Raw genomic sequence first — 12,461 nt, forward strand, 5'->3', positions numbered from 1 at the left:
CCCCTCTCTGACGTGGATTGGTGGCATGAACGAGCGGAGCGAGCGAGCAACCCAGGACCAGGGCGGAGGCCGACCCCAGGACCGCGCGGGCGGTCCCCGATCCGCCGCCCCCGCGGAGCCGGCCGCCGACTGGTACGTCGCCAACACCTACGCCCACGACCCGTACGCGCCCGAGGCGTTCGGGAGCGCGGACCCGTACGGCGCGATCGACCTGCCGGGCGCCGGGCCCGACGAGACCGACACCCCGGAGGGCTCGGCCGCGGTCCCCGGCCAGAACGACCACGGACCCGAGGCCGCCCTGCAGCTGACCGCCCCCGCCCCGCGCTGGGCGTCGATCGCCGCCGAGGTCGCGGCGGAGGCGGCCGCCGAGGCCCCTGCCGTGGAGGCCCCCGCCGCCGAGGCGCCCGCGCAGGACACGGCGCAGGACACGGCGGTGCGGAGCGCGCCGGCGGACACCGGCGGGAAGCCCTCCGGCGAACGTTGGAAGGTCACGCCCGCCGCCGAACCGGCCGACGCCTACGTCGGGGTGGACTCGCTGCTGTCGAAGCCCGCGGACGCGGAGGCCGAGGCGGACACGGGCGAGGACGGGGACGAGCGCCCCGAGGCGGCGGGCCCGCACCCGTACGTGCCGCCGATCGAGTTCGACCCGCCGCTCTCCGAGGAGGAGGCGGTGATGCGGGCCGACGCGGCCGTGCTGGAGGCGAACGCGGCCGCCGCCGCCCCGGCCGCGACCGCCGCCGCGGTGGACACCGAGACCGAGTCCGGAACCGAGTCCGGGACCGGGCCCGACCGCGGCGGTTCGGACGGCGGGGCGGGCCGGGTCGCCGGGCTGCTGAACTCCAGCGCCGTGATGGCCGCCGGCACCCTGGTCTCCCGGGGCACCGGCTTCCTGCGCACCATGGTGATCGCCGCCGCGATCGGCGTGGCCTCGATGGGCGACTCGTACAACGCCGCCAACACCCTGCCCACCCTGCTGTACATCCTGATCGGCGGCGGCGCGCTGAACGCGGTGTTCGTGCCGCAGCTGGTGCGCAGCATGAAGAACGACGAGGACGGCGGCACCGCCTACGCGAACCGGCTGCTCACCCTGGTGGTGACCGGCCTGGCGGGCGTGGTGTTCGTGGCGGTGCTGGCCGCGCCGGTGCTGGTGCAGCTGATCTCGCACGCGCTGATGCGCGACGCGGCGAGCGCCGACACCACGGTGGCGCTGGCCCGGTACTGCCTGCCGACCATCTTCTTCATGGGCGTGCACGTGGTGATGGGCCAGATCCTCAACGCGCGCGGCCGGTTCGGCGCGATGATGTGGACGCCGGTCCTGAACAACGTCGTGGTGATCTTCACCTTCGTGATGTACATCGCGGTGTACGGCACCTTCCAGCACAGCGAGGTCACCCCGCAGTCGATCTCCCCCGAGGGCGTCCGGCTGCTCGGCATCGGCACCATGCTGGGCCTGGCGGTGCAGGCGCTGTCGATGATCCCGTACCTGCGGGCGGCGGGCTTCTCGTTCCGGCCCCGGTTCGACTGGCGCGGCCACGGTCTGGGCAAGGCCGCCCGGCTCGCCAAGTGGACCTTCCTGTTCGTGCTGGCCAACCAGGCGGGCTTCCTGGTGGTCACCCAGCTCGCCACCGCCTCCGGCAAGGCCGCCGAGCAGGACGGCCACCTCGGCGTCGGCCTGGCCGCGTACTCCAACGCGCTGCTGATCTGGCAGCTGCCGATGGCCGTGGTCACCGTCTCGGTGATGAGCGCGGTGCTCCCCCGGCTCTCCCGGGCCGCCGCCGACCAGGACTCCGGCGCCGTCCGCGACGACCTCTCGTACGGCCTGCGCACCTCGGCGGTGGCGATCGTCCCGGCCGCGTTCCTGTTCCTGTCGCTGGGCCCGGTGATCGGCTCCTCGATCTACGGCCTGGGCAACGGCGGCGCGGTCGCCCACGGCACCACCGCGGTCGGCTACATGCTCTCCGCGTTCGCCCTCGGCCTGATCCCGTACTCGGTGCAGTACGTGCTGCTGCGCGGCTTCTACGCCTACGAGGACACCCGCACGCCGTTCTCCAACACCGTCTGGGTGGCGCTCACCCAGGCCGCCACCGCGGTGCTGTGCTGGCTGGTGCTGCCCGCACAGTGGGCGGTCACCGGCATGGCGCTGGGCTACGGCCTGGCCTACGCGGTCGGCGTGTCCGTCGCGGTGCCGAAGCTGAAGGCGAAGATCGGCGGCCTGGACACCGCCCGGATCACCAAGACCTACGTCCGGCTGGCGATCGCCTCGCTGCCCGCCGCAGCCGTCGGCCTGGTCCTGGAGCTGCTGGCCCTGCAGGTGCTGGACGGCTGGATCGGCAGCGTGCTGACCCTGCTGGTCGCGGCCGGCGCGCAGCTCGCGGTCTTCCTGGTGCTGGCCCGGAAGATGCGGATCGAGGAGCTGAGCGCGCTCACCGGAATGGTCCGCAGGCGGCTCGGCCGCTGAACCGCCCGCGGGCCCCGGGTTGACGTGCCGTCAACCCGGACGAGAACGAACCGCCGGATCCTCAGTACGCTTTCCCTGGGCCGGAGTCGGGGCACACCCCCGATTCCGGCCCATTCGTCTGCTGTTCCACCGGAAGTGGGCAATCGGGCAACCTCCCGCCACTCTCAGAGGTCGTACCTGACGTCCGGTAGTGGGCACAATTGACCCTGCACGGCCGACCGCTCCGGTACGGAGCCGTCGACCGTCCTGGGATTGACCGGGGCGACACAAGGGGAGGCAGGACCACGGTGGCTGACGGCACCAAGGCGATCGTCGACACGTCCGAGGCGGACGGGGCGGCGACCGAGGCCGCACCGACGGACCCGGAGCGCGACGCCGACTCCGAGCGCGGGTCCGCGCCCGGGTCCGACCGCGGGTCCGCCCGCGGCGGGGCCGCCAAGAGCCCGGCGAAGGGCTCCCCGAACGGCGCGGTCAAGGCCGCCGCCAACGGCTCGGCGAAGGCCGACGGCAAGGGCGGACCGAAGAACGGCAACCGGAGCAACGGCAAGGGCAGCGCGAAGGCGGACCCGAAGACCACCCCGCTGCGCGCGGCCAACGCGAAGCCCGCCCCGCCCACCGGCACCGAGACCCCGGACGCCGCCCCGGCCGCCCCGGCGCCCCCCGCTGCCGAGGCCACCGCCCCGCTCTCCGCCCAGGAGATCGACGCCGAGCTCACCGCCCAGGGCGCCCGCCCGGAACGCCCCTCCCGCAGCCGCGGGGTGCGCCGCCCGCTACCGCCGGTCGAGCCGTCCGAGCCCGCCCCGCCCACCAGCACCGAGACCCTGGACGCCGACACCGCCACCCTGCCCACCGTGCTGCCCGCCCCGCAGCGGCGCAGCGGCGACAAGATCGGCGCCCGCTACCGGCTGGAGGAGTGCATCTCCGAGTCGGAGACCTTCACCAGCTGGCGCGCCGTCGACGAGAAGCTCCGCCGCGCCGTCGGCGTCCACCTGCTCGCGGCCGGCCACCGCCGCGCCAAGTCGGTCCTCACCGCGGCCCGCAGCGCCGCCCTGCTCGGCGACCCGCGCTTCGTCCAGGTGCTCGACGCGGTCCAGGAGGGCGAGCTGGTCTACGTCATCCGCGAGTGGCTGCCCGGCGCCCGGGACCTCGGCGAGTTGCTGGCGGGCGGCCCGATGGAGCCGTACGACGCGTACCAGATGGTCCGCCAGGTCACCGACGCGATCGCCGCCGCCCACGAGCGCGGCCAGGCGCACCTGCGGCTCACCCCCAAGTGCGTACTGCGCACCGACGGCGGCCAGTACCGGATCAACGGCATCGCGGTGGACGCGGCCCTGCGCGGCCTGCCCGCCGAGGACGCCGAACTGACCGACGTCCGGGCGATCGGCGCACTGCTGTACGCGGCGCTCACCCACCGCTGGCCCTACCCCGAGGACCGCTACGACCTCCAGGGCCTGCCCAAGGACCTCGGCTGCGTCCCGCCGGACCAGGTCCGGGCGGGCGTCCACAAGGGCCTCGCCGAGCTCGCCGCCCGGATCCTGTGCGACCAGCCCCCGCACCACAAGGAGCCGATCACCAGCCCCGCCGGGCTGGCCGCGGAGATCGCCCGGATGCCGAAGATCCGGCAGCCCGAGCAGCCCGCCCCGCCCGCGCTGCGCGCCCTGCCCGCCGCCCGGCCGCGCTACGCCGGCAACGCGCCGACCCAGGCCCTCCCCCGCGCCGAGGCCGCCCCCGTCCCCGGGCCGGCGCCCGCCCCGGCCCCCGCCCCGCGCCGCCGCGGGCTGCGCCGCCTGCTCAAGTGGACCGCCTCGCTGGTCGCGCTCTCCGCGGTGGCGGTCGGCTCCTGGCAGCTGGCGCAGTACGTGAACAACCGGGACAGCGCCACCGGCAGCCACAGCACCCCCGCGCCCGTCCCGACCGGCAGCGCGCCCGCCCCGGTCGGCGAGAAGCTCACCATCTCCTCGCTCGTCCCGTTCAACGCGTTCGGCGACAACAAGGACGAGCACAGCAACGAGCTGGCGAACGCCACCGACAACAACCCCGCGACCGCCTGGACCACCCAGCGGTACAACGACCAGTTCGGCGGCTCCTACCGCCCCGGCACCGGCCTGCTGATCGACCTCGGCTCGGCCCGCCAGGTCGGCTCGGTGGACGTCCAGTTCATCGGCGACACCAAGGCCGAACTGAAGGCCGCGCCCGCCGGCACCGCCACCGCCCCGTCCCCCGACGACGTCGGCTTCCGCAGCTTCGGCGCCTCGGTCGCGTCCGGCTCCGGCAGCAAGTTCACCCTGAAGCCCGGCAGCCCGGTCACCACCCGGTACCTGCTGCTCTGGCTGACCAACGTCCCGGTCAACGAGGACGGCGGCGGCTTCCGCGGCAAGGTCGCCGAGGTCCAGGTCAACGGCTAGGGCCGGTCTCCGGATCCCGCCGGGCACCGATCACCCCTTGATCCGCTCCGGCGCATCCCCAACGATGTGACCCACGGCCGCCGGAGCGGACGGCCGAACCGCAAGGAGGGGGCGGATGGCCGAGGAGCCCACCGACGCCGAACTGCTCGCCCGGCACACCGCGGGCGACCCGGACGCCTTCGGGCTGCTGGTGCACCGCCACCGGGACCGCCTGTGGGCGGTCGCGGTGCGCACCCTCGGCGACCGCGAGGAGGCCGCCGACGCGCTCCAGGACGCCCTGGTCTCCGCGTTCCGGGCCGCCGCCGGGTTCCAGGGGCGCTCGGCGGTCACCACCTGGCTGCACCGGATCGTGGTCAACGCCTGCCTGGACCGGGCCCGCCGCGGCGCGGTCCGCCGGGCCGAGTCGCTCGACCAGCGGCCGGAGGGCACCGCGGAGCGCGCGCTGGGCCCCGCCGAGGGCGCGGAGAGCCACGCGGTGCGGGCCGAGACCCGGCGCGAGGTGGCCGACGCGCTGGCCGCGCTGCCCGCCGACCAGCGGGCCGCCCTGGTGCTGGTCGACATGCAGGGCTACCCGGTGGCCGAGGCCGCCGAGGTGCTCGGCGTCCCGGTCGGCACCGTGAAGAGCCGCTGCGCCCGCGGCCGGGCCCGCCTGCTGCCGCTGCTGCGCCACCTCGGCCCGGCCGCCGCCGCCCGGGGAGCCGGACCGGACGACCGCCCCGCCACCGTTCCACGTGGAACCGCCCCCGCGCCCACCGCCGTTCCACGTGGAACCGCCCCCGCGCCCACCGCCGTTCCACGTGGAACCGCCCCCGCGACCGTTCCACGTGAAACCGGGCCGACCGGCCCCGCCCGAGCGGCGGACGCCCGAACCGCCGGTGTTCCACGTGAAACACCGACCGGACCGGCGGGCGGCGGCACCGCCCCGCCCGTCCCCCGGGGCGGGAACCCGAACCCGCCCTCCCCCGTCCCATCCACGGATCCCTCGCCCGCGCTGGAAGGAGATGCGACCCCGCGATGACGCCGCACCCGCCTTCCGAGCACCCCGACCTGGACGCCCTCGCCGACCTCGCCGAGGAGCTGCTGCCGCCCGAGCGGGCCGCCGCCCTGCACGCGCACCTGGCCGACTGCCCCTCCTGCGCCGAGGACTTCGCCGCCCTGAGCGGCCTCCCCGAGCTGCTGGCGGACCTCCCCGCCCCCGCGCTCCCGCAGGACGTCGCGGACCGGCTGTCGGCCGCCCTGGCCGCCGAATCCGCCGCCCGCACCGAGCGCCACCCCCGGCCCGGCCCCGCCGACCCGGCCCCGCCGGCCCCGGCCGCGCCCACCGCACCCCGCTGCTCCGGCGCACCGCCGTCCGCCCCCGCCGGCTCCCCGTCCGGCGCCACCGGCCCCGGCCGCCCGGCCCGCCGCCGGCGCGGCGCCCGGCTGCTGCTCACCACCGCCGCGGTCGCGGTGGTGGCACTCGCGGTGGGCCTGGGCGGCTCGCTGCTGGACCGGGGCAGCACCGGGAAGGACAGCTCCACCAGCGCCGCGGCGCCCGCCGACGCGACCGGCCGGCCCTCCGTCGGCGGCTCCCCGGCCCCCGCCACCGCCCCCCACCAGGTCGCCCCGGGCGGCGGCACCGGGGAGGGCGGCCCGGACTTCACCGCCGACCGACTGCCCGCCCAGGTCCGGCAGTTGCTGGAGGGCAAGTCCCCGCACCAGCTCGGCGCCGCCAGCCCGGACGGCCCGGCGGCGGCCCCGGCCTGCGCGCTGGCCGCCGCCGGACACCCGGACGAGCAGCCGACCGTCACCGGCCCCGGCCGCTACCAGGGGCGTCCGGTGCTGGCCCTGGTGTTCCGCCCGCCCGGCGGCAGCGGACCGCTGGACGTCTACCTGGCCACCCCGGACTGCCCCGGATCGACGATCCTGCTGCACAGCACCGTCCCCGCCCCCTGATTCCTCGTCGGCCCGGCCCCACCGCGCCCGGAGTGCGGGCGGTGGGTGCGGCCGGGCCTGGGAATGCGGGAGACTGGTGAGTCGTTGTCCGGGGCGGCGGAGCAGACCGCCCTCCCCCGCGCGAGCGGGACGCCAGGCGAACCAGGAGATGCAGTGAGCGACGTCGTCCGAAACGTGATCGTCATCGGTTCCGGCCCGTCCGGATACACCGCCGGGCTGTACACCGCACGTGCCTCCCTCCAGCCGCTGGTGTTCGAGGGCGCGGTCACGGCCGGCGGCGCGCTGATGAACACCACCGAGGTGGAGAACTTCCCGGGCTACCGGGACGGCATCATGGGCCCCGAGCTGATGGACAACATGCGCGCCCAGGCCGAGCGCTTCGGCGCCGAGCTGGTGCCGGACGACGTGGTCGCGGTCGACCTGACGGGCGAGATCAAGACCGTCACCGACTCCGAGGGCACCGTGCACCGCGCCCGCGCCGTGATCGTCGCCACCGGCTCGCAGCACCGCAAGCTCGGCCTCCCGAACGAGGACAAGCTCTCCGGCCGCGGCGTCTCCTGGTGCGCGACCTGCGACGGCTTCTTCTTCCGCGACCAGGACATCGCGGTGGTCGGCGGCGGCGACACCGCCCTCGAGGAGGCCACCTTCCTGTCCCGCTTCGCCCGCAGCGTCACGGTGATCCACCGGCGGAACTCGCTGCGCGCCTCCAAGGCGATGCAGGAGCGCGCCTTCGCCGACCCGAAGATCACCTTCGCCTGGGACAGCGCGGTCGAGGAGATCCACGGAGACCCGAAGCTCTCCGGTCTGACCCTGCGTGACACCAACACCGGAGACCTGCGCGAGCTGCCCGTCACCGGCCTGTTCATCGCCATCGGCCACGACCCGCGCACCGAGCTGTTCAAGGGCCAGCTGGAGCTGGACGCCGAGGGCTACCTCAAGGTCGACGCCCCCTCCACCCGCACCAACCTCCCCGGCGTCTTCGCCGCCGGCGACGTGGTGGACCACACCTACCGCCAGGCCATCACCGCGGCCGGCACCGGCTGCTCCGCCGCGCTGGACGCCGAGCGCTACCTGGCCGCGCTGGCCGACGCGGACGAGGCCCCGGCCGCCGTCCTCGCGGTCTGACCCCCTCCGCAGCACCACCCGGCCGCGCTCACCACACACCCGCGGCCCCCGCAGGACCCGGCGGAACGGGTGGGCCTGACACCGCGTCAGGCCCACCCGGGCGGGAGCAGAAACAGATCCGCCCCCGCCGTTGTTATCACCGACGCACCTCTCCTCCGACCCCAAGGAGTTCCCGTGGCCGGCGCCACCAAGGAAGTAACCGACGCCACCTTCGACGCCGAGGTCCTCAAGAGCGACAAGCCCGTCCTCGTCGACTTCTGGGCCACCTGGTGCGGCCCGTGCCGCCAGGTCGCCCCGGTCCTGGAGGACATCGCGGCCGAGCACGGCGACAAGCTGACGGTCGTCAAGCTCGACGTGGACGCGAACCAGGAGACCGCCGCGGCGTACAACGTGATCTCCATCCCGACGCTCAACGTCTACAAGGGCGGCGAGCTGGTGAAGACCATCACCGGTGCCCGTCCGAAGGCCGCGCTGCTGCGCGAGCTGGCCGAGTACCTGTAGGCCCCACCGTCGCCGAGGCGGCCCTGGCGGAGACCTCCGTCCGGGCCGCCTCGGCGTTTTCCGGGCCGGCCGAGGCTTCGTCAGGAAGCCCCGAGAGCCGGGCCGCCCGCCGCCCGTCCTCACCCCCGGCCTCCCGGAGGCTTTTCCCAGAAGCCCTGAGCGCGACGGCGGCCGCCCGCGGACGGCCGCCCCGGAGCGGAGAACGGCTCCCTCAGAACGGCCGCAGCGCCGGTTCCTTCCGCCGCCCGCCCAGCAGCCGCTCCAGCGCGCCCTCCACGTCCCCCTTCCAGGACAGCGTGGTGCGCGCCTCCAACCGCAGCCGCGGATACCGGTGGTGCGGCCGGACGGTCTTGAAACCCACCGCCAGCAGGTGGTCGGCCGGCAGTACGCAGCTCGGCACCTCCCGCCCCTGCGCGCCGAACGCCTCGATCGCCCGGAAGCCGCGCCGGATCAGGTCCTTGGCCACCGACTGCACCAACACCCGCCCCAGGCCCTGCCCCTGGAACTCCGGCAGCACCCGGGAGACCATCAGCTGCACCGCGTCCGGCGAGATCGGGCTGGTCGGGAAGGACTGCCCGCGCGGCACGTAGGCGGGCGGGGCGTAGAGCACGAACCCGGCCGGGCGGTCGTCCACGTAGGCGACCCGCCCGCAGGAGCCCCACTCCAGCAGCACGGCGGAGATCCAGCCCTCCTTCTCCAACTCCCCCTTGCCGGCGTCCTGCGCGTCCCGCCCGCTGACCGGGTCGAGCTCCCAGAAGACGCAGGAGCGGCAGGGGTCCGGCAGATCCGAGAGGTTGTCCAGCGTCAGCGGAACGACCCTTCGTCCCACGCCCGCACCTCCTCCTCCAGGCCGAAACGGTCCAGACCCCCAGTCTGCTCCGGACAGCACGACGGGTGCACGTTTCACGTGAAACATGCACCCGTGGTTCGCTGTTCGGAGCCGCCCGGTCAGGCCAGCGGCAGGCCCCGCTCGCCCGGGGCCAGGCTGTCCAGGATCCGGTTCAGGTCCTCGACCGAACCGAACTCCAGTACCACCTTGCCCCGGCCGAACTTGCCGCCGTTCTGGGCGACCTCGACCTTGACCCGGGTCTCGAAGCGGTCCGAGAGCCGCCCGGCCAGCTCGTCGAAGGCCGGGGTGGGCAGCGGCTCGGCACGCGGGGCGCGCTTCTTCGGCTCGATGCCCGCCAGCAGCTTGGCGATCTCCTCGGTGGCCCGCACCGTCAGGTGCTCGGCCACCACCCGGGTGGCCAGCTTCTCCTGCCGCTCGGCGTCCGGCACCATCAGGATCGCCTTGGCGTGCCCGGCGGTGACCTCCCCGGCCGCCACCTTCAGCTGCACCGACACCGGCAGCTTCATCAGCCGCAGCGTGTTGGAGACGTGCGGGCGGGACTTGCCCACCCGGTCGGCCAACTCGTCGTGCGTGCAGCCGAAGTCGCGCAGCAGCTGGTCGTAGGCGGCCGCCTCCTCCAGCGCGTTCAGCTCGGCGCGGTGCAGGTTCTCCAGCAGCGCGTCCAGCAGCAGCTTGTCGTCATCGGTGGCCCGGACGATCGCCGGAATGGCGTCCAGCCCGGCGAGCCGGGAGGCCCGCCAGCGGCGCTCACCCATGATCAGCTCGTAGCGCTCCGGCCCGGTCTGACGCACCACCACGGGCTGGAGCAGGCCGACCTCCTTGATCGAGGAGACCAGTTCGGCGAGCTTCTCCTCGTCGAACACCTCCCGCGGCTGGCGCGGGTTGGGGCTGATCGACTCCAGCGGCAGCTCGGCGAACCGGGCGCCGTCCACCGGGGCGAGCGCCGCCTCCAGGACGCTGCGGCGCTGGTCCCCGGCCAGCTCCCGCAGGCTCTCCGCGGCGGCCTTGGCGGCCACCGTGCCGCGGTCGGTCGGCACCACCGGCACTGCCGCGACCGGCACCGCCTCGGCCGGGGCTCCCCCGGCGGCCGGCTGGGTCGCCGGGATCAGCGCTCCCAGTCCCCTGCCCAGACCCCTGCGCGTGCCACTCACCGATTGCCCTCCATCGAACTGTGCTGTGCCGTCGGCGCGGACGTCTCCCCGCCGCTCTGCGACGGAACGACCGCCGCACCCGCCCGGTGCCGCCCGACCGTCGTCTTGGCGACCTCGGCCCGCAGCGCCAGCTCGCGGGCCGCCTCCAGGTAGGAGAGCGCGCCGGTGGAGCCGGGGTCGTAGGACAGGACGGTCTGCCCGTAGCTGGGAGCCTCGGAGATGCGCACCGACCGCGGGATGGCGGTGGCCAGCACCTCCTTCTCGAAGTGCGTCCGCACCTCCTCGGCGACCTGCGCGGCCAGCCTGGTCCGGGCGTCGTACATGGTGAGCAGGATGGTCGACACGTGCAGCGACGGGTTCAGGTGCGCCCGCACCAGCTCCACGTTGCGCAGCAGCTGGCCGAGGCCCTCCAGCGCGTAGTACTCGCACTGGATCGGGATCAGCACCTCCTGGCCGGCCACCATCGCGTTGACGGTCAGCAGCCCCAGCGAGGGCGGGCAGTCGATCAGCACGTAGTCCAGCGGCTGCTCGTACGCCGCGATGGCGCGCTGCAGCCGGCTCTCCCGGGCGACCAGCGAGACCAGCTCGATCTCGGCGCCCGCCAGGTCGATGGTGGCCGGGCAGCAGAACAGCCCCTCCACGTCGACCACCGGCTGCACCACGTCGGCCAGCGGCTTGCCCTCGACCAGCACGTCGTAGATCGACGGCACCTCGGCGTGGTGGTCGATGCCGAGCGCGGTCGAGGCGTTGCCCTGCGGGTCGAGGTCGATGACCAGCACCCGCAGCCCGTGCATGGCCAGCCCGGCGGCCAGGTTGACGGTGGTGGTGGTCTTGCCCACCCCGCCCTTCTGGTTGGCGACCACCATCACCCGGGTCGCGGCGGGCCGGGGCAGCGCCTCCCCGGCCTGCCCGACGACCGGGACGGCGGTGTGCGCGGCCCCTGCGGCGGGGGTGTCATCCACCTGATCGACGATCTCCGACTCCTGCATGGGGGTCAGTGTTTCACGTGAAACCGGAGCCGCGACAGTCACCTCGGGGTGACGGTCTGGCGTCCGATTGAGTCCTTGGTCAAGTACGCCGGAGAGCAGGAAGCGACGTTTCACGTGAAACACGATGCCCGGAATGCCGGAATCCGCCGGTTCGACACTCCGGGCCCGCGCCGAACGAAACGGGGCGGGCGGCCTCCCGGCCACCCGCCCCGAACACCAGTTCCGGAACCGGACTCACGTCCGCTCCGGGCTCAGCGCCGCCCGCGGCTCCCGCCCCGCCGGCCCGCGCCCTCGCCGCCCTTGCCGCCACGGCCCGCCCGGGCCGCCTTGGCCCGGCGGGTGGCCGCCTTGACGCCGCCGGGGCTCTCCCCCGCCTCCACCCGGACCACCCGGGTCGGGGTCACCAGCACGCCCTCGCCGACGCCGATCACCGACCACTTCACCGCGCCGAGCCGGGTCAGCGCCGCCCGCGACTCCGCCAGCTCCTGCTCGGCGGTGTCGCCCTTGAGCGCCAGCATCTGCCCGTACGGGCGCAGCAGCGGCATGCCCCAGCCGGCCAGCCGGTCCAGCGGCGCGACCGCCCGGGCGGTCACCACGTCCACCCCCAGCTTGCCGACCATCTCCTCGGCCCGGCCGCGCAGCACCGTGACGTTCTCCAGGCCGAGTTCGCGCACCACCTCCTCCAGGAAGGTGGTACGCCGCAGCAGCGGCTCCAGCAGGGTCACCGACACGTCCGGCCGGGCCAGCGCCACCGGGATGCCCGGCAGCCCGGCGCCCGAACCGACGTCGCACAGCGAGACCTCGGCGGGCAGCAGCTCGGCCAGCACCGCGCAGTTGAGCACGTGCCGGTCCCACAGCCGGGGCACCTCGCGCGGGCCGATCAGCCCGCGCTGCACCCCCGCGGTCGCCAGCAGCTCGGTGTAGCGCACGGCCAGCGGCAGCCGATCGCCGAAGATCCGCCCCGCCGCCTCCGGCGCCTGCCCCGGCCCCTCCAGCGGCGCCTCGGGCTCCGTGCCGTCCCTGTCCATCTCTGCCTCTCCGCTCACC

Annotated in this window: 8 protein-coding genes and 2 pseudogenes; 6 read left to right on the plus strand and 4 right to left on the minus strand. The window is 74.9% G+C overall.

Features of this window, described 5'->3' with window-relative positions; translation table 11 throughout:
• Nucleotides 1–25 precede the first annotated feature (25 nt).
• The 6 genes and pseudogenes from murJ to trxA all read left to right on the plus strand — a co-directional run bounded on the left by murJ (nucleotide 26) and on the right by trxA (nucleotide 8,424).
• Nucleotides 26–2,458 (plus strand): murein biosynthesis integral membrane protein MurJ, encoded by a 2,433-nt coding sequence (murJ, locus tag OU787_RS16075; protein ID WP_268659743.1) that lies wholly within the window; start codon nucleotides 26–28, stop codon nucleotides 2,456–2,458.
• Between the two features lie 287 nt (nucleotides 2,459–2,745).
• Entirely contained in the window at nucleotides 2,746–4,863 is a 2,118-nt protein-coding gene (locus OU787_RS16080; RefSeq protein ID WP_268659744.1) for a serine/threonine protein kinase, read from the plus strand.
• A gap of 115 nt (nucleotides 4,864–4,978) precedes the next feature.
• A pseudogene (gene sigM, locus OU787_RS16085) lies at nucleotides 4,979–5,665 on the plus strand (RNA polymerase sigma factor SigM); the annotation flags it as partial.
• Nucleotides 5,666–5,877: 212 nt separating this feature from the next.
• The gene (locus OU787_RS16090; protein ID WP_268659745.1) at nucleotides 5,878–6,798 is read left to right on the plus strand and encodes a hypothetical protein; all 921 of its coding nucleotides are present in this window, start codon (nucleotides 5,878–5,880) and stop codon (nucleotides 6,796–6,798) included.
• 153 nt (nucleotides 6,799–6,951) lie between these two features.
• Nucleotides 6,952–7,923, plus strand: a complete 972-nt coding sequence (gene trxB / locus OU787_RS16095) for a thioredoxin-disulfide reductase (protein ID WP_030457630.1) — start codon at nucleotides 6,952–6,954, stop codon at nucleotides 7,921–7,923.
• Between the two features lie 174 nt (nucleotides 7,924–8,097).
• Nucleotides 8,098–8,424 carry a thioredoxin gene (trxA, locus tag OU787_RS16100; protein ID WP_014137010.1) on the plus strand — a complete coding sequence of 109 codons (327 nt, stop codon included), beginning with the start codon at nucleotides 8,098–8,100 and terminating at the stop codon, nucleotides 8,422–8,424.
• 211 nt (nucleotides 8,425–8,635) lie between these two features.
• Here the strand turns inward: trxA and OU787_RS16105 are convergent, their stop codons facing one another.
• The 4 genes and pseudogenes from OU787_RS16105 to rsmG form a co-directional block, all read right to left on the minus strand.
• Entirely contained in the window at nucleotides 8,636–9,253 is a 618-nt protein-coding gene (locus tag OU787_RS16105; protein WP_030457631.1) for a GNAT family N-acetyltransferase, read from the minus strand.
• A 119-nt stretch (nucleotides 9,254–9,372) separates the two neighbouring features.
• Complete coding sequence (locus OU787_RS16110; RefSeq protein ID WP_268659746.1) at nucleotides 9,373–10,425, minus strand: ParB/RepB/Spo0J family partition protein; 1,053 nt, start codon at nucleotides 10,423–10,425, stop codon at nucleotides 9,373–9,375.
• Nucleotides 10,422–11,481 (minus strand): annotated as a pseudogene (locus OU787_RS16115) (ParA family protein); the annotation flags it as partial. The pseudogene OU787_RS16115 and the gene OU787_RS16110, both read right to left, overlap by 4 nt.
• Nucleotides 11,482–11,665: 184 nt before the next feature.
• A complete protein-coding gene (rsmG, locus tag OU787_RS16120) occupies nucleotides 11,666–12,442 on the minus strand; it encodes a 16S rRNA (guanine(527)-N(7))-methyltransferase RsmG (protein WP_030457634.1) in 777 nt (258 codons plus the stop codon).
• Between the last annotated feature and the right edge of the window lie 19 nt (nucleotides 12,443–12,461).

Origin of the sequence: Kitasatospora sp. YST-16 (assembly GCF_026802215.1) — a bacterium.
GTDB classification, from domain to species: domain Bacteria; phylum Actinomycetota; class Actinomycetes; order Streptomycetales; family Streptomycetaceae; genus Kitasatospora; species Kitasatospora cineracea.

Bases quoted from the DNA above. Each gene is read 5' to 3' on its own strand.
- murJ (WP_268659743.1), top strand. From the start codon at position 26: ATGAACGAGCGGAGCGAGCGAGCAACCCAGGACCAGGGCGGAGGCCGA.
- OU787_RS16090 (WP_268659745.1), top strand. From the start codon at position 5,878: ATGACGCCGCACCCGCCTTCCGAGCACCCCGACCTGGACGCCCTCGCC.
- rsmG (WP_030457634.1), bottom strand. From the start codon at position 12,442: ATGGACAGGGACGGCACGGAGCCCGAGGCGCCGCTGGAGGGGCCGGGG.